Origin of the sequence: Streptomyces sp. NPDC048275, assembly GCF_040652275.1 — a bacterium.
In the GTDB taxonomy this organism is placed as follows: Bacteria; Actinomycetota; Actinomycetes; order Streptomycetales; family Streptomycetaceae; genus Streptomyces.
In genome coordinates this window covers 1-23685 of record NZ_JBEZLR010000011.1, presented here as the reverse complement: position 1 = coordinate 23685, position 23685 = coordinate 1, and the positions used below count along the sequence as shown (strand labels likewise).

The 23685-nt window shown below is 69.3% G+C and carries 25 protein-coding genes, 1 tRNA gene, 1 pseudogene and 1 riboswitch; of the genes and pseudogenes, 16 read left to right on the top strand and 11 right to left on the bottom strand.

Features of this window, described 5'->3' with window-relative positions; translation table 11 throughout:
* Positions 1 to 129 precede the first annotated feature (129 nt).
* The 4 genes from AB0D57_RS09645 to rdgB all read left to right on the top strand — a co-directional run bounded on the left by AB0D57_RS09645 (position 130) and on the right by rdgB (position 2401).
* Positions 130 to 363 (top strand): PTS glucose/sucrose transporter subunit IIB, encoded by a 234-nt coding sequence (locus AB0D57_RS09645; RefSeq protein WP_362069443.1) that lies wholly within the window; start codon positions 130 to 132, stop codon positions 361 to 363.
* A gap of 95 nt (positions 364 to 458) precedes the next feature.
* On the top strand, positions 459 to 1205 hold the full coding sequence (gene rph, locus AB0D57_RS09640; RefSeq protein ID WP_362069440.1) for a ribonuclease PH: 747 nt from the start codon (positions 459 to 461) through the stop codon (positions 1203 to 1205).
* A gap of 166 nt (positions 1206 to 1371) precedes the next feature.
* The gene (locus AB0D57_RS09635) at positions 1372 to 1764 is read left to right on the top strand and encodes a hypothetical protein (RefSeq protein WP_362069437.1); all 393 of its coding nucleotides are present in this window, start codon (positions 1372 to 1374) and stop codon (positions 1762 to 1764) included.
* Between the two features lie 34 nt (positions 1765 to 1798).
* Positions 1799 to 2401, top strand: a complete 603-nt coding sequence (gene rdgB, locus AB0D57_RS09630; protein WP_362069434.1) for an RdgB/HAM1 family non-canonical purine NTP pyrophosphatase — start codon at positions 1799 to 1801, stop codon at positions 2399 to 2401.
* A gap of 54 nt (positions 2402 to 2455) precedes the next feature.
* Here the strand turns inward: rdgB and AB0D57_RS09625 are convergent.
* Positions 2456 to 2540 (bottom strand) — tRNA-Leu (locus tag AB0D57_RS09625).
* 167 nt (positions 2541 to 2707) lie between these two features.
* Complete coding sequence (gene bcp / locus AB0D57_RS09620; RefSeq protein ID WP_362069431.1) at positions 2708 to 3175, bottom strand: thioredoxin-dependent thiol peroxidase; 468 nt, start codon at positions 3173 to 3175, stop codon at positions 2708 to 2710.
* Positions 3176 to 3336: 161 nt separating this feature from the next.
* Here bcp and AB0D57_RS09615 point away from each other — a divergent pair, with 161 nt between their 5' ends.
* The 3 genes from AB0D57_RS09615 (at position 3337) to sugE (ending at position 4541) form a co-directional block, all read left to right on the top strand.
* The gene (locus tag AB0D57_RS09615) at positions 3337 to 3675 is read left to right on the top strand and encodes a DUF3618 domain-containing protein (protein ID WP_362069428.1); all 339 of its coding nucleotides are present in this window, start codon (positions 3337 to 3339) and stop codon (positions 3673 to 3675) included.
* Positions 3676 to 3775: 100 nt separating this feature from the next.
* Positions 3776 to 4078: a co-chaperone GroES gene (locus tag AB0D57_RS09610; protein ID WP_362069755.1), complete on the top strand. Its 303-nt coding sequence runs from the start codon at positions 3776 to 3778 to the stop codon at positions 4076 to 4078.
* A 44-nt stretch (positions 4079 to 4122) separates the two neighbouring features.
* A riboswitch (guanidine-III (ykkC-III) riboswitch) is annotated at positions 4123 to 4192 on the top strand.
* Positions 4193 to 4220: 28 nt separating this feature from the next.
* Positions 4221 to 4541 (top strand): quaternary ammonium compound efflux SMR transporter SugE, encoded by a 321-nt coding sequence (sugE, locus tag AB0D57_RS09605; protein WP_362069425.1) that lies wholly within the window; start codon positions 4221 to 4223, stop codon positions 4539 to 4541.
* Here sugE and AB0D57_RS09600 read toward each other — a convergent pair.
* A complete protein-coding gene (locus tag AB0D57_RS09600) occupies positions 4525 to 6984 on the bottom strand; it encodes a transglycosylase domain-containing protein (RefSeq protein ID WP_362069422.1) in 2460 nt (819 codons plus the stop codon). The genes sugE and AB0D57_RS09600 overlap by 17 nt on opposite strands.
* Before the next feature lie 225 nt (positions 6985 to 7209).
* On the opposite strand from AB0D57_RS09600, the gene AB0D57_RS09595 reads away from it, so the two are divergent.
* The 4 genes from AB0D57_RS09595 to AB0D57_RS09580 are packed head-to-tail and all read left to right on the top strand — an operon-like array spanning position 7210 to position 10885.
* Complete coding sequence (locus AB0D57_RS09595) at positions 7210 to 8010, top strand: ABC-2 family transporter protein (RefSeq protein WP_362069419.1); 801 nt, start codon at positions 7210 to 7212, stop codon at positions 8008 to 8010.
* Positions 8011 to 8032: 22 nt separating this feature from the next.
* Entirely contained in the window at positions 8033 to 8896 is an 864-nt protein-coding gene (locus AB0D57_RS09590; RefSeq protein ID WP_362069416.1) for an ABC transporter permease, read from the top strand.
* Between the two features lie 42 nt (positions 8897 to 8938).
* Positions 8939 to 10003 carry an ABC transporter ATP-binding protein gene (locus tag AB0D57_RS09585; protein WP_362069413.1) on the top strand — a complete coding sequence of 355 codons (1065 nt, stop codon included), beginning with the start codon at positions 8939 to 8941 and terminating at the stop codon, positions 10001 to 10003.
* A 33-nt stretch (positions 10004 to 10036) separates the two neighbouring features.
* Positions 10037 to 10885 carry a DUF1707 domain-containing protein gene (locus tag AB0D57_RS09580; protein WP_362069410.1) on the top strand — a complete coding sequence of 283 codons (849 nt, stop codon included), beginning with the start codon at positions 10037 to 10039 and terminating at the stop codon, positions 10883 to 10885.
* 164 nt (positions 10886 to 11049) lie between these two features.
* Here AB0D57_RS09580 and AB0D57_RS09575 read toward each other — a convergent pair whose 3' ends face one another.
* Positions 11050 to 12411: an SGNH/GDSL hydrolase family protein gene (locus AB0D57_RS09575; RefSeq protein WP_362069407.1), complete on the bottom strand. Its 1362-nt coding sequence runs from the start codon at positions 12409 to 12411 to the stop codon at positions 11050 to 11052.
* 340 nt (positions 12412 to 12751) lie between these two features.
* Here AB0D57_RS09575 and AB0D57_RS09570 point away from each other — a divergent pair, with 340 nt between their 5' ends.
* The gene (locus tag AB0D57_RS09570) at positions 12752 to 14152 is read left to right on the top strand and encodes a DUF445 domain-containing protein (RefSeq protein WP_362069404.1); all 1401 of its coding nucleotides are present in this window, start codon (positions 12752 to 12754) and stop codon (positions 14150 to 14152) included.
* 114 nt (positions 14153 to 14266) lie between these two features.
* Positions 14267 to 14752, top strand: a complete 486-nt coding sequence (locus AB0D57_RS09565; protein WP_362069401.1) for a hypothetical protein — start codon at positions 14267 to 14269, stop codon at positions 14750 to 14752.
* Positions 14753 to 14761: 9 nt separating this feature from the next.
* Here AB0D57_RS09565 and AB0D57_RS09560 read toward each other — a convergent pair whose 3' ends face one another.
* Positions 14762 to 15229 (bottom strand): hypothetical protein, encoded by a 468-nt coding sequence (locus AB0D57_RS09560; RefSeq protein WP_362069398.1) that lies wholly within the window; start codon positions 15227 to 15229, stop codon positions 14762 to 14764.
* Between the two features lie 163 nt (positions 15230 to 15392).
* On the opposite strand from AB0D57_RS09560, the gene AB0D57_RS09555 reads away from it, so the two are divergent.
* Complete coding sequence (locus AB0D57_RS09555; RefSeq protein WP_362069395.1) at positions 15393 to 16409, top strand: helix-turn-helix domain-containing protein; 1017 nt, start codon at positions 15393 to 15395, stop codon at positions 16407 to 16409.
* Positions 16410 to 16443: 34 nt separating this feature from the next.
* Here AB0D57_RS09555 and AB0D57_RS09550 read toward each other — a convergent pair whose 3' ends face one another.
* On the bottom strand, positions 16444 to 16746 hold the full coding sequence (locus tag AB0D57_RS09550) for a hypothetical protein (protein ID WP_362069392.1): 303 nt from the start codon (positions 16744 to 16746) through the stop codon (positions 16444 to 16446).
* An 86-nt stretch (positions 16747 to 16832) separates the two neighbouring features.
* Complete coding sequence (locus tag AB0D57_RS09545) at positions 16833 to 18188, bottom strand: DUF3500 domain-containing protein (RefSeq protein ID WP_362069389.1); 1356 nt, start codon at positions 18186 to 18188, stop codon at positions 16833 to 16835.
* Positions 18189 to 18467: 279 nt separating this feature from the next.
* Between AB0D57_RS09545 and AB0D57_RS09540 the strand changes: the two genes are divergently transcribed.
* Positions 18468 to 18884 (top strand): hypothetical protein, encoded by a 417-nt coding sequence (locus tag AB0D57_RS09540; RefSeq protein WP_362069386.1) that lies wholly within the window; start codon positions 18468 to 18470, stop codon positions 18882 to 18884.
* Positions 18885 to 19173: 289 nt separating this feature from the next.
* Here AB0D57_RS09540 and AB0D57_RS09535 read toward each other — a convergent pair whose 3' ends face one another.
* The 3 genes from AB0D57_RS09535 to eda all read right to left on the bottom strand — a co-directional run bounded on the left by AB0D57_RS09535 (position 19174) and on the right by eda (position 21861).
* A complete protein-coding gene (locus AB0D57_RS09535; RefSeq protein ID WP_362069383.1) occupies positions 19174 to 19755 on the bottom strand; it encodes an AAA family ATPase in 582 nt (193 codons plus the stop codon).
* 61 nt (positions 19756 to 19816) lie between these two features.
* Positions 19817 to 21118: an MFS transporter gene (locus tag AB0D57_RS09530; RefSeq protein WP_362069380.1), complete on the bottom strand. Its 1302-nt coding sequence runs from the start codon at positions 21116 to 21118 to the stop codon at positions 19817 to 19819.
* A gap of 95 nt (positions 21119 to 21213) precedes the next feature.
* Complete coding sequence (gene eda, locus AB0D57_RS09525; RefSeq protein WP_362069377.1) at positions 21214 to 21861, bottom strand: bifunctional 4-hydroxy-2-oxoglutarate aldolase/2-dehydro-3-deoxy-phosphogluconate aldolase; 648 nt, start codon at positions 21859 to 21861, stop codon at positions 21214 to 21216.
* Positions 21862 to 21957: 96 nt separating this feature from the next.
* Here eda and AB0D57_RS09520 point away from each other — a divergent pair, with 96 nt between their 5' ends.
* Positions 21958 to 22740: a DeoR/GlpR family DNA-binding transcription regulator gene (locus tag AB0D57_RS09520; protein ID WP_362069374.1), complete on the top strand. Its 783-nt coding sequence runs from the start codon at positions 21958 to 21960 to the stop codon at positions 22738 to 22740.
* 462 nt (positions 22741 to 23202) lie between these two features.
* Here AB0D57_RS09520 and AB0D57_RS09515 read toward each other — a convergent pair.
* A pseudogene (locus AB0D57_RS09515) lies at positions 23203 to 23685 on the bottom strand (RNA polymerase subunit sigma-24); the annotation flags it as partial.

Here is a 23685-nt window from a genome sequence, read left to right as displayed (position 1 = left end):
TAGACCAGTCGGCGGTCGGTCGGTCGTTCCGTCGCGGCGCCGTCATTCGGCACGTACGACATGACGGCTCGCAAAGATGGGCCAACTGTGGGTTACTGCGACAAAGCGGTTCGGATCAGGGAGTAGGACATGGCCACGAAGGCTGAGAAGATCGTCGCCGGGCTCGGCGGCATCGAGAACATCGTGGAGGTCGAGGGCTGCATCACCCGGCTCCGCACCGAGGTCGAGGACTCGAGCCTCGTCGACGAGGCCGCCCTGAAGGCCGCGGGCGCCCACGGCGTCGTCAAGATGGGCACCGCCGTCCAGGTCGTCATCGGCACGGACGCCGACCCCATCGCCTCGGAGATCGAAGACATGATGTGAGCCGAGGGGGCGCACCAGGCCCCACGCTCACTCCTGAGGGGCTGCTTCCGTAACCGGACGCGGCCCCTCACCCATCTGCGGCTAGGCTCGTCGCCATGTCTCGAATCGACGGCCGCACCCCCGAACAGCTGCGCCCCATCACCATCCAGCGCGGCTGGAGCAAGCACGCCGAGGGCTCCGTCCTCGTCTCCTTCGGCGACACCAAGGTGTTCTGCACCGCCTCCGTCACCGAGGGCGTCCCGCGCTGGCGCAAGGGCAGCGGCGAGGGCTGGGTCACCGCCGAGTACTCCATGCTTCCCCGCGCCACCAACACCCGCGGCGACCGTGAGTCCGTACGCGGCAAGATCGGCGGCCGTACGCACGAGATCAGCCGGCTCATCGGCCGCTCCCTGCGCGCCGTCATCGACTACAAGGCGCTCGGCGAGAACACCATCGTCCTCGACTGCGACGTCCTCCAGGCCGACGGCGGCACGCGTACGGCGGCGATCACGGGCGCGTACGTGGCGCTCGCCGACGCGGTCGCCTGGGCGCAGGCCAAGAAGCTGGTCAAGGCCGGCCGCAAGCCCCTGACCGGCACGGTCTCCGCCGTCTCGGTCGGCATCGTGGGAGGGGTGCCGCTGCTGGACCTCTGCTACGAGGAGGACGTGAAGGCCGACACCGACATGAACGTCGTCTGCACCGGCGACGGCCGCTTCGTCGAGGTCCAGGGCACCGCGGAGGCCGAGCCCTTCGACCGCAAGGAGCTCAACGCCCTGCTCGACCTCGCGGTGTCGGGCTGCGACGAGCTCGCGGCGATCCAGCGGGCGGCCCTCGAGGCGACCCTCGAGGCAACCACGGAATAACCCTTCGCGTTCTTATGGGTACGGGCGTACGGTCCAGCCGTGCGCTCGGTCGGCCCCATCACGGGGTCGAGCCGACGCCACCACGGGGTCGAGCCGGTCGCACCACGGGGCCGGCCGACGCCACCACGGGGTCGATCACATCTTGTCCACGGGGAGGGACCGTTCCATGGCCGCGCGCCACCGTCGCCGCACCGCCGCATTCGCCGTCGTCGCCGCACTCGTCGCCCTGCCGGCGGCCGTCGGCTGCGACGCCGTCAGTAAGGCCCTGGACTGCGTCCAGGCCGCCGACTCCATAGCCGACAGCGTCACCGACCTCCAGCAGGCCGTGGAGAACGCGGCGAACGACCCGACGCAGACCGACGAGTCCCTCGACGCGATCGAGAAGAACCTCGACGAGATCGGCGACAAGACAGACAACACGGACGTCAACAAGGCCGTCGACGACTTGAGCGAGGCCGTGGGCAATGTCCGTACGGCCATCAAGAACGGCGACGAGACCCCCGACGTCAGCCCCGTCACGGACGCGGCGGGCGAACTGACGAAGGTCTGCACGCCGTAACGGACACCGCGGGGGACTCGGGATACTGGTGGGCATGACCCGCCTGATCCTCGCCACCCGCAACGTCGGAAAACTCACCGAGCTGAAGGCGATCCTCGCCGACGCAGGTCTCACCCACGACCTCGTCGGCGCGGACGCCTACCCCGACATCCCCGACGTCAAGGAAACCGGCGTCACCTTCGCCGAGAACGCCCTCCTGAAGGCCCACGCCCTCGCTCAGGCCACCGGCCTGCCCGCCGTCGCCGACGACTCCGGCCTCTGCGTCGACGTCCTCAACGGCGCCCCCGGCATCTTCTCGGCCCGCTGGTCGGGCCGCCACGGCGACGACCGCGCGAACCTGGACCTCCTCCTGGCCCAGCTCGGCGACATCGCCGACGAGCACCGGGGGGCTCACTTCGCGTGCGCGGCGGCGCTGGCGCTGCCGGACGGCACGGAGCGGGTGGTCGAGGGGCAGCTGCGGGGTGTGCTGCGCCATGCGCCGGTGGGCACGAACGGCTTCGGCTACGACCCGATCCTCCAGCCGGAGGGGCAGACGCGCACGTGCGCCGAGCTGTCCGCCGAGGAGAAGAACGCGATCAGCCATCGGGGGAAGGCGTTCCGGGCGTTGGTGCCGGTGGTGGGGGAGTTGTTGAGCTGAGCGCACGTGCAGGAACGGTCTGCGAATCAAAGGGATTCGCAGACCGTCCATGGGTGCGGCGGAAGGGATTCGAACCCTCAAGCCGTTTCACGGGCCACAGATCCTAAGTCTGCTGCGTCGCCAGTTGCGCCACCGCCGCTAGCCGCGTGTCATCGTACCGGGCAGGTGGCCCGGAGGGAGCGGGGGTTTCCCGGTGAGAAGCCTGCTGGCGCCCGCTGTCCCCCTGAACCAGTTACTGGTGATTCCCGGAATGGGAACGACCCGCACCGTATCGTCCGGTTTGGGCCGTTCGTGAGGGGCCGGGCGTCAGATGCCCAGGTCCTTGATGATCTTGGCCACGTGGCCCGTCGCCTTCACGTTGTACAGGGCGCGCTCGACCTTGCCCTCCTCGTCCACGACGATCGTGGAGCGGATGACGCCGACGTATGTCCTGCCGTAGTTCATCTTCTCCCCGTAGGCGCCGTACGCCTCCAGGACGGTCTTGTCGGGGTCGCCGACCAGGGTGACCTTGAGGGACTCCTTGTCGCGGAACTTGGCGAGCTTCTCGGGCTTGTCGGGGGAGACGCCGATGACGTCGTAGCCGGCGCCCGCGAGCAGGTCGAGGTTGTCGGTGAAGTCGCAGGCCTGCTTCGTGCAGCCGGGGGTCAGGGCGGCCGGGTAGAAGTAGACGATGACCTTGCGGCCCTTGTGGTCGGCGAGAGACACCTCGTTGCCGTCGGCGTCGGGCAGGGTGAAGGCGGGGGCGGTGTCGCCGGGCTGGAGTCGCTCGCTCATCGGTACCTCACGTGGCCGGGAATGCTTACGGAACTGCGTACGGAACTACGGACGAGCGTAATGGGGGGTGCCGAGGGGTGCGGCGTGGTCCGAGCTGACAGACTGTCGGGACACGGAATCGGAAACGGTACGGATCAGCACACGACCACGGAGGCAGCGCGGTGTCGGATACGTCGAGAACGTCGGATACCAGGACTCCGGCGCAGATCGAGGCGGACATCAAGCGCCGCCGCGAAACCCTCGCCGAGACGCTCGACGAGATCGGCGTGCGGGTGCACCCGAAGACCATCGTCGGCGACGCCAAGGCCAAGGTCGCCTCGAACATCGACCACACCCTCGGCCGCGCCTACGTCGGCGTCAACCGTGTCGTCACCGACGTGACGGGCCGGTTCGTCACCGAGGAGGGCGCGCCGCGACTCGAGCGCATCGTGCCCGTGGCCCTGGTCGTGGTCGGGGTCGTAGGACTGCTCACCGTCGGCTCGCGTCGGCGCAAGCGCTGACCCGGCGGCGTACGGACCGGTCGAAGGCAGGTAGGTTCGGGGCGTGAGCGCCAATCGGGACAAGCAGAGCATCCACCATGACGACAAGTTGCCCATCCGGATGCTGCACGACCGCGTGCTGGTCCGGCAGGACGCCGCCGAGGGTGAGCGGCGTTCCGGCGGCGGCATCCTGATCCCGGCGACGGCGGCCGTCGGCCGCCGCCTCGCCTGGGCCGTGGTCGTCGCGGTCGGGCAGAACGTACGGACGGTGGAACCGGGCGACCGCGTCCTCTACGACCCCGAGGACCGAGCCGAGGTCGAGGTGCGGGGGATCGCGTACGTGCTGATGCGCGAGCGGGATCTGCACGCCGTGGCGGCCGACCGGTTCGAGGGGTCCGAGGACTCCACGGGGTTGTACCTGTAGGACGTACGCCAAAGGGGCTGGTGACCATCGTCACCAGCCCCTTTGGCGGCTCTTTGCTACCTTTGGGGGACCCCGACGAGACGCGCCGTACCGGGACCGCAAAGACGACGCACCCCTGTTGATCGATCACGGAGGTGCCGTCATGGCCTGGGTCCTGCTGCTCGTCGCCGGTCTGCTCGAAGTCGGCTGGTCGATCGGGATGAAGTACACGGACGGTTTCACGCGGCTGGTTCCGAGCGTCCTCACGGGTGCCGGCATCGTCGCGAGCATGGTCCTGTTGTCGTACGCCGCGAAGTCGCTGCCCATCGGTACCGCCTACGGCGTCTGGGTCGGGATCGGCGCGGCCGGGGCGGCGGTGCTCGGCATGGTCGTGCTGGGGGAGCCGGCGACCGCCGCCCGGATCTTCTTCGTCTGTCTGCTGATCGTGGCCGTGGTGGGGCTGAAGCTCACCTCCGGGCACTGATGCGGCTCAGCGGCCCCGTGCCCGCGGTGATGCCGGGCGTCCCCGTCGTACCGCCGTCGGTCGTGCCGCCGTCCGTGGTGGTTCCGCCGTCGGTGGTGCCGCCTGTGGTGGGCGTGCCGCCCGTGGTGGTCTGGCCGGTGGTGGTTCCGCCGTCGGTCGTGCCGCCGTTCGTCCCGCCCTGGGTCTGACCTTCGGTCTGGCCCGCGGTCTGCCCCTGTGTCTGGCCTGTCGTCTGGCCCTCGGTCTGGCCCTGCGTCTGCCCTCCGGTCTCCTGGCTGTCGTCCGTCTCGCCGCCCTCCGTCTCGTCGTCGTCCGCCGCCTCGTCGTCCTCGTCGCCGGTGTCGGGGGACTCTTCGGCGGGTTCGGCGGGCGGGAGCTGCTGCTCCTCCGCGCCCGGCTGGAGCTGAAGGTCGAAGTCCTTTTCCGGGGTGCCCTTGAGCGCGGCCTTCGTGTACTGGGCCCAGATCTGCGCGGGGTAGCCGCCGCCGTTGATCCGGGCCTGGCCGAGGGCCTTGTACAGGGGCTTGTGCGCGCCCGTGTCCGGGTCCTGGCCCATGACGGCGACGACGGTGGCGAGGTCGGGGGTGTAGCCCGCGAACCAGGCGGCCTGGTCCTCCTCCGCGGTGCCGGTCTTGCCGGCGGCGGGCCGGTCGGCGGCCAGCGCGGCCGTGCCGGTGCCGCCCTCGACGACGCTCTGCAGGACGGCGGTGGTCGTGTCGGCGGCCTCGCGGCTCACTGCCTGCCTGGTCACCTGCCGCGGCAGCTGTACGTCCTCCGCACCGTCCTTGGTGATCTTGTCGACCAGGGTGTACGTGCCGTGCTCGCCGTGGTTGGCGAGGGTGGCGTACGCCTCCGCCATGTCGAGGACGCTGGCCGTCGCCGGGCCGAGCGCGATGGACGGGGTGGCGGTCAGGTCGGGAGTGTCCGACGGGAGGCCGAGGGCGACAGCCGTCCGCTTGACCTTGTCCGGGCCGACGTCGACGGCCATCTGTGCGTACACCGAGTTCACCGACTTGTCGGTGGCGGTGCGCACGCTGATCTGGCCGTACGAGTAGCCGTCCTCGTTCTCGGGCGCGTACGAGCCGCCGTTCCAGCCCCGCACGGACCGCTGGTCGGTGCCGTCGTAGACCGTGTTCGGTGTGATCATGCGGCTGTCCTGGGTCTGCGAGTGGTTCTGGACGGCCGAGGCGAAGACGAGGGGCTTGAAGGTGGAGCCGACCTGGTAGTCCCGGCGCGTCGCGTTGTTGACGTACTGCTGGGTGTAGTCGATGCCGCCGTACATCGCGACGACCTTGCCGCTGGCCGGGTCGATGGAGACGCCGCCCGCGCGGACGTACCGGTCGACCTTGCGGTTCTTCTTGTCGAGGTGGTCCATCACCTGGTCGTCGACGGCCTTGACGAAGGCGTCCTGCTTCGACTTCTGCAGGGTGGTCGTGATGCGGTAGCCGCCGGTGGTGAGGGTGTCCTCGTCGATGACCTTGTGGGAGATGAGGTAGTCGTTGACGGCCTGCACCAGGTAGCCGCGCTGGCCGGACATGCCCGCCGAGCCCTTGGCCTCCTTCGGCATCGGGAACGTGACCTTGTCCCGGTCCGCCTCGGTCAGCCACTTCTTCTCGACCATGCCGTCGAGTACGTAGCTCCAGCGGGCGACCGCCGCGGACTTGTTCTCGGGGTGTGCGATCACGTCGTACTCGCTGGGCGCGTTGAGGAGCGCCGCGAGGTAGGCGCCCTGGCCGACCGTCAGTTTCTTGGCGTCGACGCCGTAGTACGCCTGCGCGGCGGCCTGGATGCCGTACGCGTTGCGGCCGAAGTAGCTGGTGTTGAGGTAGCCCTCGAGGATCTCGGGCTTGCTCTTCTCCCGGTCGAGCTTGATGGAGATGAAGAACTCCTTCGCCTTCCGGGTGACGGTCTGTTCCTGGCCCAGGTAGTAGTTCTTCACGTACTGCTGGGTGATCGTCGAGCCGGACTGCCGGCCTTTGCCGGTGGAGGTGTTCCAGGCGGCGCGGATCATCGCCTTGGGGTCGATGGCCGACTCGGTGTAGAAGTCCCGGTCCTCGGCGGCGAGTGTCGCGTGCTGGGCGTCCTTGGAGATCTGCGCGAGCGAGACGATCTCCCGGTTGACCTCGCCGTCGCGGGCGAGTTGGCTGCCGTCCGCGTACAGGTAGACGTTGCTCTGCTTGGTCGCGGCGGCGTTCGCGGGCGGGATCTGGACCAGGTAGTAGCCGAGCACGAAGATCCCGGCCAGGATCATGATCGCGATGATGAAGCCGCCGAGCACCATGCGCCAGGTCGGGATGAGACGGCGCCGGCCGGTGCGCTCGGGCTTGGGCTTCTTGCCCGGCTTGCCGGGCTTGCCTGGTGCTTCTTGTGGTGCCGGTCTTGGTTCCGGTTCCCTGGGCGCCCAGCCCTGGCTGTTCCGCTGCGGCTGCGGCTTGTCATTCATTTGTTCGCCGGACTCCTGTTTCGCGTCGTACGTTCCTGTACGCCCTCGTACGCCTTGTGCGCCCCCACTTGAAGACTGTCGCACCATGCGTTCCGTTCCCGGATCCCGGCACGCGTCACGGCCGGAAAATGCCTGGCAGCCGAAGCCGACGGGGGGCTAGGCTCCTCCGCTTCGGCCAAAACGGCTCCCAACCGGCTCTCTTGGCGCAAGAAGGAGGACTTCCTCGTGGGGACAGGGCGGTTGTACACGACCGTCGCGAAGGGCGCGTTCCGGCGCTTCGCCACCTACCGGACCGCGACCGCGGCCGGAGTGTTCACCAACACCGTCTTCGGGCTGATCCTGGCGTACGTCTTCATCGCGCTGTGGGACGACAAACCGCACCTCGGCGGCTACGACCAGGCCCAGGCGCTCACTTATGTGTGGCTGTCCCAGGCGATGATCATGGTGGTGGCCGTGATGGGCGGCGGCTTCGAGGAAGAGTTGATCGAGCGCATCCGTACGGGTGACATCGCGATCGATCTGTACCGGCCCGCCGACCTCCAGTTGTGGTGGCTGGCCCACGACGTGGGACGGGCGCTGTTCCATCTGCTGGGGCGCGGCGTGGTTCCGCTGGCGTTCGGCGCGCTGTGCTTCGAACTCGCCCTGCCCGCCGATCCAATGACCTGGATCGCCTTCCTGGTCGCGGTCGCCCTCGGAGTGTGTGTCAGTTTCTCGATCCGGTATCTGGTGGCGCTGTCCGCGTTCTGGCTCCTCGACGGGGCGGGCGTGGCACAAATGTCCATGATCCTGGGGGTCTTCTGCTCGGGGATGCTGCTGCCGCTGAACCTCTTCCCGGGCGTGTTCGGCGAGGTGGCGCGCGCCCTGCCCTGGGCGTCCCTGATCCAGGCCCCCGCGGACGTGCTGCTCGGCGAGGCGGATCCGCTGGGTACGTACGCCTTCCAGGCGGCCTGGGCGATCGGGCTGCTGGGGCTGGGGCGGCTGATCCAGTCGGCGGCGACGCGGAGGGTGGTGGTGCAGGGTGGGTAGCGGTAGCCGGGTGCCGGAGCCGATGTGGGCTGTCGGTAGCGCGAGCGACAACTCATGGGCCAGGCAAGGGGCGTACGCCCGCGTGCGCGACGGGCTGCGCGCCTACGGCTTGATCGCCGCCATGTGGATCCGCTCCACGATGGCCTATCGGGCCTCCTTCGCGCTGACCGCCGTGGCCAACTTCGTGTTGACCGGCCTCGACTTCGTCGCGATCCTGCTGATGTTCTCGCAGATCGACCGGCTCGGCGGCTACAGCCTGCCCGAGATCGCCTTTCTCTACGGCGTCGCGGGCACCGCCTTCGGCCTCGCCGACCTGGCGCTCGGCTCGATGGACCGGCTCGGGCGCCGGGTGCGCGACGGCACCCTCGACACGCTCCTCGTGCGCCCCGTGCCGGTGCTCGCGCAGGTCGCGGCGGACCGCTTCGCGCTGCGTCGTCTCGGCCGGATCGCCCAGGGGCTGTTGGTCCTCGGGTACGCCATCGCCGTACTCGACATCTCCTGGACGCCGCTGAAACTGCTGCTGATTCCGCTGATGCTGCTCAGCGGCGGTGCGATCTTCTCGGCGGTGTTCGTGGCGGGGGCGGCCTTCCAGTTCGTCGCCCAGGACGCCTCCGAGGTGCAGAACTCCTTCACGTACGGCGGCAGTACGCTCCTGCAGTACCCGCCGACCGTCTTCGCCCAGGACCTGGTGCGCGGGGTGACGTTCGTGCTCCCGCTGGCCTTCGCCAACTGGCTGCCCGCGCTGTATGTGCTGGGACGGCCCTATCCGATCGACCTGCCGACGTGGGTCGCCTTCACACCACCACTGGTCGCGGCGGGCTGCTGTGCGCTGGCGGGGGTCGCGTGGCGGGCGGGACTTCGTTCGTATCGCAGCACGGGGAGTTGAGAGTGGCGGCAGCCGTGGACATGGACGTGGGCATGGATGTGGATGTGGACGTGGACGGACGTGGACGTGGACAGTGACTTCATCGAACTCGACGGCGTCGAAAAGGTCTTCGACGTGCGCAAGAAGACCGGGTTCCTGCGCAGTGAGCGGCGCCAGGTGCGGGCCGTCGACTCCCTCTCCTTCACCGTGTCGCGCGGCGAGATGGTCGGCTACATCGGCCCGAACGGCGCCGGCAAGTCGACCACCATCAAGATGCTGACCGGCATCCTCACCCCGAGCGGCGGCCGGCTGCGGGTCGCGGGCATCGACCCGACCCGCGAACGCACCCGGCTCGCGCAACGCATAGGGGTCGTGTTCGGGCAGCGGACGACCTTGTGGTGGGACCTCCCGCTGATCGACTCGTACCGCCTGATGCATCGCATGTACCGCATCCCGGACGCCCGTTACCGCGACAACCTCGACCGCTGTGTCGAACTCCTCGAACTGGGCGCCCTGTTGGACGTCCCGGTGCGCCAGCTCTCGCTGGGCCAGCGGATGCGCGGCGACATCGCGGCGGCCCTGCTGCACGATCCGGAGATCCTCTATCTCGACGAGCCGACGATCGGGCTCGATGTGATCAGCAAGGCGAGAGTCCGGGAGTTCCTGCGGGACTTGAACGCCGAACGTGGCACGACGGTGCTGCTCACCACCCATGATCTGCAGGATATCGAGCAGTTGTGCGAGCGCGTGATGGTCATCGACCACGGGCGGCTGATGTACGACGGCCCGCTCGCCGGGCTGCACGAGGTGGGGGAGAGTGAGCGGACCCTCGTGGTCGATCTGGAGCGCGAACTCCCGCCGATCGAGGTGGAGTCGGCGCGGGTCGTGAAGGTGGAGGGGCCGCGGCAGTGGCTCGCCTTCCCGGCGGCGGCGTCGGCGGCTCCGCTGGTGGCGCGGATCGCGGCGGAGTATCCGTTGGCGGATCTTTCGGTGCGGGAGCCCGACATCGAGGCGGTCATCGCCAAGATGCTGCATTCCATGGGGGACAGGTCCGCGGCGGGCAATTCCACGGCGGGCAATTCCACGGCGGGCACCCCCAAACCCCCGCCGGAGAAAGCTCTCTCGTAGCCCCCCGGGCGGGGAACTCGTAGGCTGCTGTACATGACCGACGAACCGGAGCTGCGCGCCTCCGACGCCGACCGTGAGCGAGTTTCCGAACAGTTGAGGGACGCCCTCGCGGAGGGCCGCCTCGACATGGAGGAATTCGAGGAGCGGCTGGAGGCGACGTACAAGGCACGTACGTACGGGGAGTTGGCGCCGATCACCCGCGATCTGCCGGGCGCGGCGGCCGTGGCGCCCGTCTCCATGGTCAAGCAGCCGGTGGGGAGCGGCGGGGCGTGGGCGGACCGGATCGTCGGCGGTGAGGGCTCGTCCTCGTGGGGTGTCGCGATCATGGCGGGGTTCCAGCGCAAGGGCCGTTGGACCGTGCCCAAGCGGTTCAACTCCTTCGCGTTCTGGGGAGGCGGCGAGATCGACCTGCGGGACGCGAACTTCGCCGACCGCGAGGTCGTCATCAACTGCGTCGCGATCATGGGCGGTATGAATGTCGTCGTACCGCCGGGCGTCGAGGTCGTCGTCCGCGGTATAGGCATCATGGGCGGCTTCGACCACCGCGAGGAGGGGCGGCCCGGGGACCCCGGCGGCCCGCGCGTGATCGTCACAGGCTTCGCCTTCTGGGGCGGTGTCGGCGTCGAGCGGAAGATCACCCGGGCCGAGCGGTTGCGCCTGAAGGAGGAGCGCCGCCAGGAGAAGCTGGAGCGCAAGGCCGCCCGCAGGGAGCTGGAGGGCTCGCGGGAGAACGGCCTCGACGTCGTGTTCGACGCGCTCGACGAGGCCCACGACCTGATCCGCGACCACCACGAGACACACCGCGAACGCCACGGGGAGCGCCGCGAGCGCCACCGGGAACGCCGCGAGGACCGTGACAGGCGGAGGAGCGGCGACTACTGATCTGGGGCGGGCGTGGAGCGCCCGACAGGGGCGCGGGGAACTGCGCGTTCGTCGGAGGAACGGTGACTGTCTGATCTCCGGCCGTGGTCGACATGGTGCGGCTTCGCCGCGGGGGCGCGATCAGCCCCCACGGCCCGCAGCCGACCCGCGACCCACACCCACACTTACAGCTCCGCCGGAGCCGACCCCTTCAGGTCCTCCAGGTCGAACACGTCCGCCATCCGCTCGTACCCCTTGTCGCTGGGGTGCAGATGATCCCCGGAGTCGTAATCGGCCCGTATCCGACGCGGATCGTACGGATCGCGTACCGCCTTGTCGAAGTCGACGACCGCGTCGTACACCTTGCCCGCCCGAATCTCCTCGTTGACGGCCTGCCGTACGGCCTCACGGGCGTCGGTAGAGCCACGGTGCCCCCCGAACGGCATCAGCGTCGCACCGACAACCCGCAGCCCGCGGGCATGCGCCCGCTGGACCAGCTCGCGCAGCCCGTCGGTGATCGTCTCCGGGTCGATCCGGCTGGGGCCGCGCAGGATGTCGTTGACGCCGAGGTCGATGACGACGACCTTGACGTTCGTGCGGGCGAGCACGTCGCGGTCGAAGCGGTTCAGGCCGCTCGGGTTGTCGGCGGGCAGGCCGAGCCCGTCGGTCAGTACGCGGTTGCCGCTGATGCCCTGGTTGACGACGCTGTAGCGGGGCACGTCGGCCGCGTCGCCGGAGGCGGGCGCGGTCCGCAGCCGGTCCGAAAGGATGTCCGTCCAGCGGTGGTTGGCGTCGTCCGTGGAGGTGACGCCGTCGGTGAGCGAGTCGCCCAGGGCGACGACGGTGCCGGACGACTCGTCGCTCAGCACGTCGAGGGCGGTCAGATAGCGCCAGTACGTGGTCTGCTCCGCGTACGCGGTGCCGGTCACGTCCTCCGTGCGGTCGCCCTCGGCGAGGTACGAGGTCTGTCGCGCGTTGCGGTGGTAGGTGACCGGACCGGACGGGGTCGGGGAGTACGTGGTCACGAGGACGTCGGAGTCCTGCGGGATCCCGACGCGCACGGCGTCGCTGATGACCTGCTCCCCGGCCGGGATGATCACCGTGGTGCGGCCGCCGAAGGTGAGGCGGCGCATGGTGTCGGCCTCCGCCGACGCGGCGGTGTCGGCCGCGTCGTTCTCGGCCGCGGCGACGGCGATCGAGGCGTGCGTGATGTTCAGCGGCTGCTGTCCGTAGAGGTTGGACAGGGTGATGCGGGCACTCGTGCCACCGACGCTCACGTGCACGACGTTGCGCACGGAGCGGCCGGCCATGCCGTTTGTCTCGGTGCCGGGCTCGGCTCCGGCGGGGGACGTCGACCAGGTGCTGACCCAGGTGCCGACGGAGGCGGGCGCGGCCGAGTTCCGTGGGGTGGGGTTGTTGCGGAGGGCGTTCCGGGGGCCGCTGCCGCTGCCGATGTCGGATGCGGCGCCCATGTATATGGCGCCGGAAATGACCACGATCACGGCGATTATCGCGGCCAGCAGGGCATAACCATGACGCTTGGTCATGCGGTGCGTGTCTCCTCGAGCGATGGGAGCCCGAGGCTCCGATGTGATGAACACATGATGCTGCATGGGGTGGGGGCAAGATCGACGGGGCCCCGACCGGGATGCCGCCGGGGTGCCCCGGGGCACCCCGAAGATTCCCCGGGGTGCCCCGGAGATCTCCCGGAGATGCAGCCAGGTGCCCCCTGAGATCCCCCGGACTTTGCCCCCTCCGGACAAGACGCCGGGAACTCCTGTTTCGTTCCGGGAGTCGGTCAGGAAGGGGCAAAGAGACAATGAGCCATGGGCAAGAGGCCATCGAAGGTCATCGAAGGCATCGAAGGCCATCGAACGGGTGGAGCGGATGGAACGTACAGAACCGGATGAAGTGGGCGCCGAAGGGCAGCATGCCCGGCCCGGCGCCCCCGCGAACCAAGCGACGACGACCTCCCTCGGCCGCGTGGGCCGCACGACGACCGCCCCCGGCCCGGTGGGCCGCGCGATGAACACGTTCAGCCCCGCCGACGAGGAGAAACGCCGCGGGGTGCGCCGTATGAAGGTGACGGCGACCGGCCTGCTGCTCTTCGTCGCACTCGTGTACGTCCTCGCCAAGTGGGCGTCCCAGGAGGGCGCGGGCCCTTGGGCCGGTTACGTCGCCGCGGCGGCCGAGGCCGGCATGGTCGGCGCGCTCGCCGACTGGTTCGCGGTCACGGCCCTCTTCCGCCGCCCGCTCGGCCTGCCCATCCCGCACACCGCGATCATCCCCACCAAGAAGGACCAGTTGGGCGTGTCGCTAGGTGAGTTCGTCGGCGAGAACTTCCTCTCGGAGGAGGTCGTACGACAGCGTCTGCGCGCCGTCGGCATCGGCGGCAGGCTGGGTGCCTGGCTGGCCGAACCGGACCACGCCGACCGGGTCACGGCGGAGCTGGCGACCGCTCTCAGGGGGGCGTTGACCGTCCTGCGGGACTCCGACGTGCAGGCGGTGGTCGGCGAGGCGATCACGCGCCGCGCGGACGCCCAGGAGATCGCGCCCGGCATAGGGAAGATGCTGGAGAAGATCGTCGCGGACGGTGGCCACAAGCGGGTCGTGGACCTGATCTGCGTCAAGGCTCACGACTGGCTGGTGCTGCACGACGAGCAGGTCATGGACGCGGTGCAGGGCGGCGCGCCCGGCTGGACCCCGCGGTTCGTCGACAAGAAGGTCGGCGAGCGGGTCTACAAGGAACTGCTCCGGTTCCTCTCCGAGATGCGCGACGCTCCCTCCCACCCCGCCCGCGGCGCCCTCGACCGCTTCCTCGGCGACTTCGCCGCCGACCTCCAGTCCGACACCGACACCCGCGCGCGCGTGGAGCGGCTCAAGGGCGAGGTGCTCGGCCGCGGCGAGGTCCAGGACCTGATCGCCTCCGCCTGGACCGCCGTACGGTCCATGATCGTGTCCGCGGCCGAGGACGAGCGCAGCGAACTGCGGCTGCGCGTCCGCGCTTCGCTGCTGTCCCTCGGCGCCCGCATGGCCACCGAGCCCAAGCTCCAGGCCAAGGTCGACGGCTGGGTGGAGGGTGCTGCGGCGTACGTCGTGACGACGTACCGGAAGGAGATCACCTCCCTCATCACCGACACGGTCGCCGGCTGGGACGCCGAGCACACGACCAAGAAGATCGAGGCCCACATCGGCCGTGACCTGCAGTTCATCCGGATCAACGGCACGGTGGTGGGGTCGTTGGCGGGGCTGCTGATCTTTACGCTGTCGCGGATGGTGGGGGCGTGAGCGCAGAGGGTGTGAGTGTGGGGCGTGAGCGGCGGGGATCAGGCGCGGCGTCTGAGTACCCGTTGAGTACCCGTACTCTGTCGGGCCGCCCCGGGCCGCGGAACCCTCGTACGCATGACCGAGAAGCTGTTGAGCCCGCTGCGAACGCGCCCTTGGCCGGAACGCTGGCTGACGCGCGTGCTCGGCGCCGCCCTCTCCTGCGCGGCGTACCTCCTCTGCCTCCCCTGGGATCTGCGCAGTCGCCCCGAGACGAGCGGGTCGATCACCGAGACGACCCCGGTGACCGTCCCGGGCGTCGTCCTCCTCGCCGTCGCCCTGCTGCTCTTGGCGGCCTACTTCGGCCACCGGGACGCGCTGGCCTGGCCGCTGCTGCTGGTGGCGGTGCCGCCGGCCACGCTGATGTACGTCTCCTTCCACACCCACCCGGAGCCTCCGGACGCGGCGATCTGGCCGCTGGCCTGGGCGTTCTTCACGCTGGTGATCTCGGCGGGGGCGCTGGTCGCGGCGGCGGTGGCGCGGCAGTTCAGGGCGGAGTCGGGAGAACTGGGGGATTCGGGGGATTCGGGGAGAGAGGAACTGACGCTCGCGCAGTGGTGGTGATCAATACACCTACGCCCCCGTCGTGGACCCCGGGCGAACGATCATCAGGATCGTGACGGTGGCCCAGAGAAGGTTGAAGATGCCGGTGAACATGGCGAGTCGGGCCGTGGTCCGAGGAGTCACCGCGCCGACGCCGTCCCAGATGCCCTCCATGATCGCGGTCTGCCGGGGCAGGACCAGCGCGCCGAGCACGACCGCGGCGAGTGCCGTCAGCGCGATGGAGACGATCAGCCAGGTGTCACCGAGCACACCCATGGTGCTCGCCGTGGCGAACCCGAAGACGGGGACGACGACGCCGAACGTGGCGTAGACCCGGCAGATGCGGTGCAGCAGCCGGACGACGGAACGGGCCTGGGCGTCCCCCGGCTCGGCGAGGGCCTTGCGCGCGATGGGCGGGAACATGCTGGCGGCGACCGTGACGGGCCCGATGGCGACGATCGCGGCGAGGACGTGCACGGCGAGAAGGAACTTGGTCACGGGGTGACGCTACGGGCGGACCCAAACCCCGCAGAAGTGACAGTTCTGCCAGGGTGCAACGGATTCTCGCCAGGCCTGGAAGGCGGGGAGGCAAGCCGGCAAGCATCATGCACGCACCTCCCGCACCCTTGGCCAGAACCCACCGTATGCCTACACTCTGGCCATGCACACCGTGGCCGTACTGGCGCTCGACCAGGTCATCCCCTTCGACCTCTCCGCCCCGATCGACACCTTCGGCTGGGCCCGGCTGCCGGACGGTCGTGAGGCCTACCGGATCCGCGTCTGCTCGGTCTCGCCGGGCGACGAGGTGAGTGCGGGCCCGTTCGCGCTGCGCGCCCCGTACGGACTGGAGGCCCTCGCCGACGCCGACACGATCATCCTGCCCGGCGTCGCCGACCCGACCGTCCCGCTCCCGCCGGGTGTGGCGGAGGCGGTGCGCGCGGCGGCCGCGAACGGCACCCGGATCGCCTCGGTCTGCGTGGGCGCCTTCGTCTTCGCCGCCACCGGCCTCCTGGACGGGCTGCGCGCGACCACCCACTGGATCGCGGCCCAGGACCTGGCGGACATGTATCCCGCCGTGACCGTCGACCCGAACGTCCTCTACGTCGACAACGGCCAGTTCCTCACCTCGGCCGGCGCGGCCGCCGCGCTCGACATGTGCCTGCACATGATCCGCAGGGACCACGGTTCGGCCGTCGCCGCGCACGCCGCCCGGATGTCCGTCATGCCGCTCGAACGGGAGGGCGGGCAGGCCCAGTTCATCATTCAGTCCCGGCCGCCGGTACCGGCCGGCGCCACCATGGAGCCGCTCCTCGGCTGGCTGGAGGAGAACGCGGACCGCGACCTGACCCTGGAGGACATCGCCGCCCACGCCGGCATGAGTACCCGTACGCTCAACCGCCGCTTCCGCGAACAGACCGGCACCACGCCCTTGCAGTGGCTGCACCGGGCCAGGGTGCGCCGCGCCCAGTTCCTCCTGGAGACGACGACGTATCCCGTGGAGCGCATCGCGGCGCAGGCCGGGTTCGGCTCGCCGACGGCGTTCCGGGAGCGGTTCAAGCGGGTGGTGGGGACGAGTCCGTACGGGTATAGGCGGGCGTTTCAGGGCGTGGGGGGCGAGTCGAAGCCGGGGGTCGCGCTCGGGGCTGCGTCCGGGACGGACCCGTACGCAAGCACGTGACCGTGGGCCGTACAGGGCGATCGGTCGTACGGGCTCAGGCTCGCCGGTCGGCCACGACCCACGAGGCGAGGGCCACGGCCCCGGCGACGCCGAACACGGAGGGCCAGGCACCCACCTTCTTGGCCAGCGGATGAGACCCGGCGAAGGCGGCGACGTACGCGGCGGTCAGTGCCCCGGCGGCCTTCCCGCCGGCCTGCTGCCGCCACTGCTGCGCGGCCGCGGCTCCGGCAGCGGCCAGTACGACCCCGCCGAGCTGCCGCTTCTTGGTCCAACGAGCCACGCCGTACCCGCCGATGAGCCCACCCGCGGCCACCGCCGCGGCCGGTACCTTCGCCATTGCTGCCTCCTGGCTGCTGCGTCTGTCGAATGAACCGAGGTTAACTCGCGCGCGGTGCCGGCCCGCGGCCCCCTCCTCGAGTCTGCTCAGTGATCGTTCTCCAGATGGAGTTTGAGCAGGTCCACGCCGTAGTCGTTGCCGTTCGGGGTGCGGATGATCGTGTGGATGTGCTGCTGCGTCGGCGTCCCGTTGGGGCCGCCCATGCCACCGCCGCTGCCCTTGTTGCCGAAGGCCAGTGGGGACTGGGCGTCGTACTCGATGAGCACGACCGGGCTGTGGACGCGGTAGTAGAACGCGGAGCTGTCCTTCGTCTCGCCGAGCCAGTAGAAGTACGTGTCGTCGAGGTGCTCCTCCACCTCCTTCATCCGCACCTCGGCGTGGCCCGCGTCCATGTAGCCGACATACACCCGCACCAGGTCGAGCAGTTTGTCGCGCTGCGCGTCGGTGAGTTCGGAGCCGGGCAGGCCCTCGTAGGCGAGCTCGAGGTTGTCGGAGCCCGCGCCGGCCTTCATGTCGGTGCCGCTCTTCTCCACCGTCGAGGAGATCACCTTGGTCTGCTGACTGTCGCTCAGGGAACGCAGCAGCGTCAGACCGGCCTTGGTCTCCTTCTTGAAGAGGGCGATCTTCTCGCCCTTGTACGTGGCCGAAGTCGGCTCGGAGCCCATGAAGGTCGGCGTCATGACGACCTGGTCACCCAGGACGAAGTAGTTGATGGCCACGTGGTGACCCTCGTACTGGAAGCCCCACGGCTTCGTGGTCGAGGGGGTGCCCATGAGGGTGAAGAAGTAGTGGCCCTCGGTGAGCGTCTCCTGGTTGCCGCCGCTGTAGTCACCCAGGTACGCGTTGAGCTTCATGATGTTGCGGGTCTGGGTGAGCCCGTCGGCGGACAGGGCCGCGCCGAGCAGGGCGTATCCGAGGTTGCGCTGCTTGGTCGTCAGGTCGCCCATCCGGACGCCCTCGCGCTCGTACCCGTCGACGTTGCTCCAGGCCAGCCATTCGTCGGCCTGGATGTCGAACAGGGTCGCCTTCCGCTGCTTCGTGGAGAGGTTGTCGAGGAAGGTCTGCGCGGCTTTGACCAGCGCGTCCGTGGAGACGTCGGTGGAGTGGATCGAGTACAGGTCGTCGACGGTCTTCCCGTCGGTGGTGAGACCGGTGAAGTCGTCGTACTTCACCTCGCTGGCCCCGGGACCCATACCGCCCCCGCCGGGCGCTCCGCCGGGCCCCCGGGAGGGAGCGCCCGAGGGAGCGCCGGACGGCATGCCGTTCGGAGGGCCGGAGGCCGACGAGGTGGTGGACGCGCCGGCGGAGTCGGAATCGCTCGCGGAACAACCGGTCATGGTCGCCACCGCGGCGACACCGCCGACGAGCAGCGACTTGTTCATGAACCAGCGGCGGCTGCGCTCGGTTTCGGGGGTACGTGGTTTGTGGTCATGTCCATGCATGCACCCCACGCTCGCCGACCAACATAAAGCCCCCCTGTGGGAAGTCTGTCAGCGGAGGTTGAACGCACGCACGCCAGGGCCCGCCTCGGACGCGGATCAAGTCCGGAGGGCGCGTGACGGTCGGCGGGTGATCGATCCCAGGGTGTAACGGGCTACACCATGGAGTCGGGAGGACGGTCCCTCGTGGCGGCGAGCGTGCGACGGGATCGTAGTCGGCAGAGGTCGCGACCGATCCGTGGGCCTCGAGTCGCCCGCGTTTCCCTCCCGAAGGACCATTCCGTGAAGTCGCTGCTCGCTCCAGTGAAGTCGTTCGTCGCCAACCTGCTGCTCTGGTCGTTCTTCGTGGGCGGCCTCGCCGCGAGCTCCGCCTCCGGTGCCGTCCTGGACGGCACGGAGAAGGACGTGGCCACCTATGCCGGCATCGCCGTCTCGCTGCTGGCGGGGTCGCGCATCGCGAAGAAGCCGAAGATCAAGGCGTTCCTGTCGACGCCGCCGGTGCTCTGGTTCCTGTTCCTGTTCAACGGCGGCGTGGCCGCGGTCTGTTACCTCACCATGGACGGCGCGAAGGGGATCATGGCCGCCGTCGGCATGGGCCTGGTCTCGCTGGGCGCGGCCGGCGGTCTCCTCGCGAGCCGCCGCAAGCGACCCGCGGCACCCGTGGCACCCGTGGCACCCGTGGACCAGCCCTGGGCCTGACCCGCCGATCAGCGGCTCACCGGGACCGGCCTTCCCGGAGCCCGCCCTGCCCGGCGTACCACGCCCGATCTTTCGCCCTTCGACCCAGAGCCGACCCCATCAAAGATCAAGAAAGGGACCATTCCATGGCCACGAACCGCCGCCGCGGACGCCGTACCGCCGCCATCGCCACCACCGAACGCCGACACGATCGCCGACAGCATCACCTTCGTACTCGACATGTCCGACCTGGGCTGAACGACGAGGACCAGGAACCGCGCCATGGCGTCGGCGAGGGCTGACGCGAGTGTCAGGTCAGGCCGTCCAGGGCGTGAGCGACCTCAGCCCGGGTGATGCCGTCGGCCCGGTTGTCGAACACCAGCTGGTGTCGGCTCGACCAGAGGCACTCGTTGTTCTGTGCCTTCTTCCAGAAGGTGTCCCAATCGGCGAGCTTGGAGAGATCCCGTGCGTAGCCGCGTGCGCGGATGCGTTCGCGGGCGGTGGCCGAGTCGACCTGAACCCGCACCATCACCGGTTCGACTTCGCGGGGCCAGGAGTGGCGCTCGGCGACCTCGGTGAGGTAGTCGGGGCGGGAGAAGTAGCGGCCGAAGGGCGCGTCGAGTACGACCGGCCGGCCCACGGTCAGGTTGTCGCGGGCCAGGTCGAGGATGGTCAGGTACTCGAGTTCCATCACGACGGACTGGTAGTACGGGTTGAGATCCCGCTCGGTCTTGTCCGTGCCGGCGAGTTCGAGGAGCGCCTCGGTGAAGCGGGTGCCGGCGGTGTCCTTGTCGATGTAGGCGGCGCCGGTCTGCTCGGCGAGCAGCCGGGCCACGCTGGTCTTCCCGGACCCGGCCGGCCCGATCACGAAGTAGGCCCGTGGAGTGGTCATGTTGCGGCTCTCATGAGGGTGCATGCCGGGGCGAACCAGGTGGGATCGCCCCGGCGGTGTGTCAGACCGTCGCGGACCGGCGGTCGTGGACGAAGAACAGGTAGGAGATACCGCCGACGAGCAGGAGCACTCCGCCGACGACGAACACGTAGTTGTAGTTGCCCCCCGTGGAATCGAGGATGGCTCCGGTGACGATGGGGGCCAGCGCCGCGCCGAGGAATCCGCCGAAGTTCTGGATGGCACCCAGTGAAGCCACCTGGTGCGGCTCCGCGACGTCGGACGCCAGGGTCCACAGACAGCCGATCGGCATCTGTGCCGCGAAATAGCCCACGGAGAGAAGTGCGATCGCGAGCGGGGTGTTCTCGACGTAGGCCACGGGAAGCACCGCGGCGGCCGCCAAGGCCGCGCCGGCGGCGATCGGGATTTTGCGCGACATGACGGGGGAGACGCCCCGGCGGATGAGGCGTCCGGAGAGGTAGCCGCCGAAGAGGACGCCGGCGATGCCGCAGAGGAACGGCACGGAGGCCAGCCAGCCGGTGGTGGAGAGGCTGAAGCCGCGGGAGGTCTCCAGGTAGCTGGGCAGCCAGGTCAGGTAGACCCATACCGTGTAGAAGATGCCGAAGGCGCCGATGACCATGAAGTAGGTGTTCCGTTGCCGGAACAGCTGCCCCCAGCCGGCCTTCTTCTCGCTGACAGGCGCGGGGGGCTCGACCTTCTCACCCTTGATCGCCATCTGCTCGCGCAGCGTGGGGTCGCGATACACACGCAGCCAGGCCAGCACGATCAGGATGCCCAGTGCGCCGATGGTGATGAACATGCCGCGCCAGCCGAGCAGCAGCATGAGGGCGGTGAGCAGGGGCGGAGCGAGGGCGTTGGCGATCTGCGACCCGGTGTTGACGATCGATATCGGCAGCGCGCGCTCGTTCTGGGCGAACCACCGTTCGTTGACCTTCAGGCTGGAGGTGAAGAACGGGGCCTCGGCAACGCCGAGGGCCACACGCGCCGCGTACATCGCTCCATAGGAGCTGGCCGCCGCGGAGACCATCGCCACCAGCGACCAGAGCCCGGCTGCCCAGGCGTACATCCGCTTGGGGCCGAAGCGGTCGACGAGGTAGCCGGCCGGGAGATTGGCGAGGGCGTAGGGCCAGGCGAACGCCGAGAGCAGGAGCCCCATCTGGGTGGAGCTCAGGTCGAACTCCTTCGAGATGGTCGTGTTGGCGATGCTCAGATTGGCGCGGTCGAGGTAGTTGACGACACCGCCGATGACGAGGAGTGCGACCAGCACCCAGCGGATGCGGATCGGTTTCACCGGGTCGAGGCGATCGGTGTCGGGAGCCTCGAGGCTGGAGAGCGGCTGGGACATGGAGAGTCTCCTGGGGGGATCACCGCAAGGGTTGTGGAAGGGGACGAATCACTGCAAGGGGTGCTCGGGAATCGTTAGGAGAGGTGGCTCACGCGTCAGCCGCGCGCTTCCCCGATGGCCTGCAGGATGGTCTTGGCGGCCTCGGTGACCCGGCGGTAGTCGCCGTCGGGCCGGGCTGCCTTCGTTACGGAGCTTCCGACGCCGACCGCGACGACGCCGGCGTCGAACCAGGCCTTCACGTTGTCCGGGGTGACGCCGCCCGCGGGCATGAGGGGTGCCTGGGGGAGAGGGGCGGTGACGGTTCGGACGTACTCGGGGCCGACGAATTCGGCCGGGAAGAGCTTCACGATGTCGGCGCCCGCCTGCATCGTGTCGACGATCTCCGACGGGGTGAAGGCCCCGCTCACCGTGACGGCCTGGTAGCGGTTGGCCGTCTCGATCATCGCGGGGTTCAGGTTCGGGCTGACCAGCAGTCCGGCGCCCGCCGAGATGCAGGCATGCGCCGCGTGGTCGTCCAGCACCGTGCCGGCGCCGACGACCACACCGTCCTTGCCGTACCTGCCGGAGAGCTTCGAGATGACATCCAGTGCGCCCGGAACGGAGAGGGTGATCTCCAGCGCTCGTATACCGCCCTCGATGGCTGCTTCCGACACGGCCAGGGCTTCCTCGGCGCTGTCCAGGCGGACGATCAGGAGAGCGCCCGTGCTGGTGATCGCGTCAAGGGATTTAAACTTCGTTACCATGGTGGAACACGCTAGAACATGGATTCACAACTTGTCACTAGTCGGCGGGCGGGAAGTTAACCTGATCTTCATTGGTCCCGTCCTCGAGGAGACGTGATGAGCAGGGCACCTCTGATCCCCGAACAGAGACACCAGGAACTCCTCCGCCTGCTGCGGAGCAGCGGGGTGCTGAGCATCCACGAGCTCACCGACCGGCTGAACGTCTCCCACATGACGGTGCGCCGGGACATCGCGGCACTGGAGAAGAGCGGTCAGGTCGTCTCGGTGCAGGGCGGGGTCAGGCTGGCGGAATGGGTCGGCAACGCACCGCCCCGCGAGAGGGCATCGCGGGCCGTGCTCGAACTGCCCCGCAAGCAAGCCATCGCCGAGGCCGCCGCGGGCCTTGTCGAAGACGGCATGGTGGTGTTCCTCGACGCGGGCACGACGTGCCAGTCGGTGGTCCCCTTTCTGGCCGCCCGCACCGACCTCACCGTCGTCACCAACGACTTCCACGCCGCCCTCGCACTCTGCGGCCTTCCGAACGTGCAAGCCATTCACACCGGGGGTGAGGTAGACGTTTCGAGCGGTTCGAGCAGCGGACCGCTTGCCGCCAAAGCCATCGGGGCGCTGAACATCGACATCGGCTTTCTGAGCGCCGGCTCGTGGGACCTGGCCCACGGTGTGACCAGCCACTCCACCGACAAAGTGCTGCTCAAGCAGGCCGTGATGGAAGCGGCTTCCTCGGTCGCACTGCTCGCCGACAGCACGAAGTGGGGGATCGTCGAGCGGTTCAAGGTGACCTCGCTCGACCGGCTCGACACCATCGTGGCCGACGACGGGCTACCCCCTGAGGTGGTTGCCCGCATCGCCGAGGAAGGACCGTCGGTGCTGCGCGCCTAGGGCCTGTCCGGCCGATCAGGTCGCAGGAGAGCGGCGGTGCGTGCCGCACCCCGCGTCTGCGGCATGGTCGGCCGGACAGGTCCTAGCGTGGCTCCGTCCGAGCCCGACCGGCGCAGTGGACCGCGTGGCGGCCGGGCGTCCCGGTCGTCCACCGTCGGCGCGCACCACAGGTCGACGCCCTTGGTGTACCAGGTTCTCCCCGAGGCGCCACGACCGCCGCAACCCGGGTGACGTGCCCGCAGACGTGGTGACGCCGGCTCGGTCCGCCGCCCTGCTCGCCGCCACCCGCGCCGACCTGGTCGAACACCTCGTAGGCCAACAACAGGGGCGCGGGCGGTACAGGGAGATCCCCGTACCGCCCGCGCCCCTGTCTTACGTTCCGCAACTACGGCAAGATCAGCCGCGTCTACACCTGCTTCTGCTGCTGACGCGCACCTCGGTCGGCCGTGCCGCGGGGGAGGGTCAGCGGGAGGCGAGGGCGGTTTCGGACTCGATGCGGGTGAGTTTTTCGGGGTTGCGGACGTAGTAGAGGCCGGCGACACGGCTGTTTTCCACGCGGAAGGACAGCACGCCGTCGATCTCGCCGTCCACGCGCAGGATGAGTCCGGGGTTGCCGTTGACTGTCGTGCTCTCACTGGTGAAGATGCCGCCGGCCTTGGCGAGGCTGCCGGCCATGTAGCGGAGTACCTTGTCGGCGCCGACGACCGGTTGCAGGGCCGCCAGTTTGAAGCCGCCGCCGTCGCTGACGAAGGCGACGTCCGGGGCGAGGACGTCGAGCAGTCCCTGTAGGTCCCCGGTCTCGAGTGCGGACTGGAACGAATTCAGCGCTGCCTGGGTTTCTTCGGGGGAAGCCGGTGTGCGCGGGCGGCGGGCGTCGACGTGTTTGCGGGCGCGGTAGGCGATCTGGCGTGTGGCGGCGGGGCTCTTGTCGATGGCGGCCGCGAT

Coding starts and splice junctions, on each gene's coding strand:
- bcp (WP_362069431.1), bottom strand. CDS start 3,175: ATGAGCGAGCGACTCCAGCCCGGCGACACCGCCCCCGCCTTCACCCTG.
- AB0D57_RS09575 (WP_362069407.1), bottom strand. CDS start 12,411: ATGACCAAGCGTCATGGTTATGCCCTGCTGGCCGCGATAATCGCCGTG.
- AB0D57_RS09565 (WP_362069401.1), top strand. CDS start 14,267: ATGACCGAGAAGCTGTTGAGCCCGCTGCGAACGCGCCCTTGGCCGGAA.
- AB0D57_RS09520 (WP_362069374.1), top strand. CDS start 21,958: ATGAGCAGGGCACCTCTGATCCCCGAACAGAGACACCAGGAACTCCTC.
- AB0D57_RS09570 (WP_362069404.1), top strand. CDS start 12,752: ATGGAACGTACAGAACCGGATGAAGTGGGCGCCGAAGGGCAGCATGCC.
- AB0D57_RS09555 (WP_362069395.1), top strand. CDS start 15,393: ATGCACACCGTGGCCGTACTGGCGCTCGACCAGGTCATCCCCTTCGAC.
- AB0D57_RS09590 (WP_362069416.1), top strand. CDS start 8,033: ATGTGGGCTGTCGGTAGCGCGAGCGACAACTCATGGGCCAGGCAAGGG.
- AB0D57_RS09635 (WP_362069437.1), top strand. CDS start 1,372: ATGGCCGCGCGCCACCGTCGCCGCACCGCCGCATTCGCCGTCGTCGCC.
- AB0D57_RS09645 (WP_362069443.1), top strand. CDS start 130: ATGGCCACGAAGGCTGAGAAGATCGTCGCCGGGCTCGGCGGCATCGAG.
- AB0D57_RS09535 (WP_362069383.1), bottom strand. CDS start 19,755: ATGACCACTCCACGGGCCTACTTCGTGATCGGGCCGGCCGGGTCCGGG.
- AB0D57_RS09610 (WP_362069755.1), top strand. CDS start 3,776: ATGCTGCACGACCGCGTGCTGGTCCGGCAGGACGCCGCCGAGGGTGAG.
- rdgB (WP_362069434.1), top strand. CDS start 1,799: ATGACCCGCCTGATCCTCGCCACCCGCAACGTCGGAAAACTCACCGAG.
- AB0D57_RS09530 (WP_362069380.1), bottom strand. CDS start 21,118: ATGTCCCAGCCGCTCTCCAGCCTCGAGGCTCCCGACACCGATCGCCTC.
- AB0D57_RS09550 (WP_362069392.1), bottom strand. CDS start 16,746: ATGGCGAAGGTACCGGCCGCGGCGGTGGCCGCGGGTGGGCTCATCGGC.
- AB0D57_RS09585 (WP_362069413.1), top strand. CDS start 8,939: ATGTGGACGTGGACGGACGTGGACGTGGACAGTGACTTCATCGAACTC.
- rph (WP_362069440.1), top strand. CDS start 459: ATGTCTCGAATCGACGGCCGCACCCCCGAACAGCTGCGCCCCATCACC.
- eda (WP_362069377.1), bottom strand. CDS start 21,861: ATGGTAACGAAGTTTAAATCCCTTGACGCGATCACCAGCACGGGCGCT.
- AB0D57_RS09580 (WP_362069410.1), top strand. CDS start 10,037: ATGACCGACGAACCGGAGCTGCGCGCCTCCGACGCCGACCGTGAGCGA.
- AB0D57_RS09600 (WP_362069422.1), bottom strand. CDS start 6,984: ATGAATGACAAGCCGCAGCCGCAGCGGAACAGCCAGGGCTGGGCGCCC.
- sugE (WP_362069425.1), top strand. CDS start 4,221: ATGGCCTGGGTCCTGCTGCTCGTCGCCGGTCTGCTCGAAGTCGGCTGG.
- AB0D57_RS09545 (WP_362069389.1), bottom strand. CDS start 18,188: ATGCATGGACATGACCACAAACCACGTACCCCCGAAACCGAGCGCAGC.